General features: G+C 71.9%; 3 protein-coding genes. All 3 read right to left on the bottom strand.

Annotated features, from left to right (window positions below; all coding sequences use genetic code 11):
• The coding region (locus E9998_RS24965) for an AAA family ATPase (RefSeq protein WP_136532467.1) at positions 1 to 606 on the bottom strand (606 nt) is incomplete at its 3' end.
• 3 nt (positions 607 to 609) lie between these two features.
• Complete coding sequence (gene ruvA, locus E9998_RS24960) at positions 610 to 1,209, bottom strand: Holliday junction branch migration protein RuvA (RefSeq protein ID WP_136532466.1); 600 nt, start codon at positions 1,207 to 1,209, stop codon at positions 610 to 612.
• A complete protein-coding gene (gene ruvC / locus E9998_RS24955) occupies positions 1,206 to 1,748 on the bottom strand; it encodes a crossover junction endodeoxyribonuclease RuvC (RefSeq protein WP_136532465.1) in 543 nt (180 codons plus the stop codon). The genes ruvA and ruvC overlap by 4 nt, the downstream gene beginning before the upstream one ends.
• Between the last annotated feature and the right edge of the window lie 271 nt (positions 1,749 to 2,019).

Raw genomic sequence — 2,019 nt, 5'->3', positions numbered from 1 at the left:
CACGATCGCCTCCAGTTCGCCGGGGTCGTAGAACTCCAGCTGGCCGAGGAAGCCGAAGCGGTCGCGCAGCGGCCCGGTGAGGAGCCCGGCGCGGGTGGTGGCGCCCACGAGCGTGAACGGTTCGAGTTCGAGCGGGATCGCGGTGGCGCCGGGGCCCTTGCCGACGATGACGTCGACGCGGAAGTCCTCCATCGCGGTGTACAGGAGCTCTTCGGCGGGGCGGGCGATGCGGTGGATCTCGTCGATGAAGAGGACTTCGTTCGGGCCGAGGCTGGTGAGGATCGCGGCGAGGTCGCCGGAGCGCTCGATGGCGGGGCCGGAGGTCTGGCGCAGGCCGACGCCGAGTTCGGCGGCGACGATCATGGCGAGGGTGGTCTTGCCCAGGCCCGGGGGGCCGGACAGGAGCAGGTGGTCGGGCGAGGAGCCGCGGCGGCGGGCGCCTTCGAGGAGGAGGCTGATCTGCTCGCGGACGCGGGTCTGGCCGATGACGTCGTCGAGTTTGCCGGGCCTGATGCCCTCTTCGACGAGTCGGTCGAGCTCGGTGGCCTCGGCGGCTGTCAGGGCCGCGTCCCACTGCTCGGGGGTGAAGTCCTCGGGCTGGTCCATGCGCTACCGCTTCCCCAGGAGCCGGATGGCCTGTTTGAGGAGCGTGGGCACGTCGGTGCCGTCGGCGCCTTCGGCGTCGAGCTGCTCGATCGCGGAGTCGGCCTCCTTGGCGGTCCAGCCGAGGGCCTGGAGGCCCTGGCTGACCTGGGTGCGCCAGCCGCCGGGGCGCCCGCCGGCCTGCTTGGGGACGCCGCCGAGGTCGACGGGGCCGACCTTGTCGGCGAGGTCGAGGACGATCCGCTCGGCGCTCTTCTTGCCGACGCCGGGGATGCGCGAGAGCGTCGTGGTGTCGCCGGTGGCGATGGCGTGGCGGATGACCTCGGGGCGCAGCGACTCGATGGCGTCCCGGGCGATGCGCGGGCCGATCTTCTGGGCGCCTTGGAGCAGTTCGAACAGGTCGCGCTCCTCGGCGGTGTTGAAGCCGTGCAGGGTGATCGAGTCCTCGCGGACGATCGTGGAGATCGCCAGGACGGCCTCGGAGCCGACCTTGAGGTTCGCGAGGGTGTGCGCTCCGGCGTGGACGGCGTAGCCGACGCCGTTGACGTCGACCACCGCGTAGGCCTCCCCCACGGCGGCGACGGTTCCGGTGAGCTGGGCGATCATCGGAGGTTCCCCCTGGGTGTCGGTGCGGCCTGCGAGCGGGCGGCGGCCTCGGCGATCCGGGCCTTGACCCCGCCGCGCCACAGGTGGCAGATGGCGATGGCCAGCGCGTCGGCGGCGTCGGCGGGCTTGGGCGCCTCCTTGAGCCGCAGGATGCGGGTGACCATGCTGGTGACCTGGCGCTTGTCGGCGGTGCCGTTGCCGCACACGGCGTTCTTCACTTCGGAGGGGGTGTAGGTCTCGGTGGGCAGGCCGAGGCGGGCCCCGGCGAGCAGGGCGATGCCCGAGGCCTGGGCGGTGCCGATGACACTGGCCACATTGTGCTGGCTGAAGACGCGTTCGACGGCGACGGCCTCGGGCCGGTGGGCCTCCAGGAGGGCCCGCAGTCCGTTGTCGAGGGCCAGCAGCCGGTCGGCAAGGGGCGCTTCGGGATCGGTGCGTACGACGTCGACGGCGACCATGGTGCCCGGCGCTCCCGGGCGTCCTTCGACGACCCCGACGCCGCAGCGGGTCAGGCCCGGGTCGATCCCCATCACGCGCACGCGCTCCTCCAGTCGCTCGGTTCGCGTCAGCTTATCCGGAGGGTCCGACCTCCATCAGAGAAGCACGTCGGGGCGCGGCGGCGGGTGCGACGCCGGAGGTGGAAGAAGACTCGCGTGGCCTTGCCCATAAACCACTTGCCGGTCGGCTAGCTGCATGGTTACGTAGTAAGAGGCCGGACACTCCGCGCTCGCCGCTCATCGGCGAACAGGGCGGGCCGCGAATCCGGCGCCCCATCGACGCTCCGCACACCACCGGTTTGGACTCTCTGTG

The sequence above is a fragment of the Glycomyces paridis genome (genome assembly GCF_004912155.1).
GTDB classification, from domain to species: domain Bacteria; phylum Actinomycetota; class Actinomycetes; order Mycobacteriales; family Micromonosporaceae; genus Glycomyces; species Glycomyces paridis.
The sequence above is the reverse complement of the archived record's forward strand: the minus strand, read 5'-3'. Positions and strand labels throughout refer to the sequence as shown.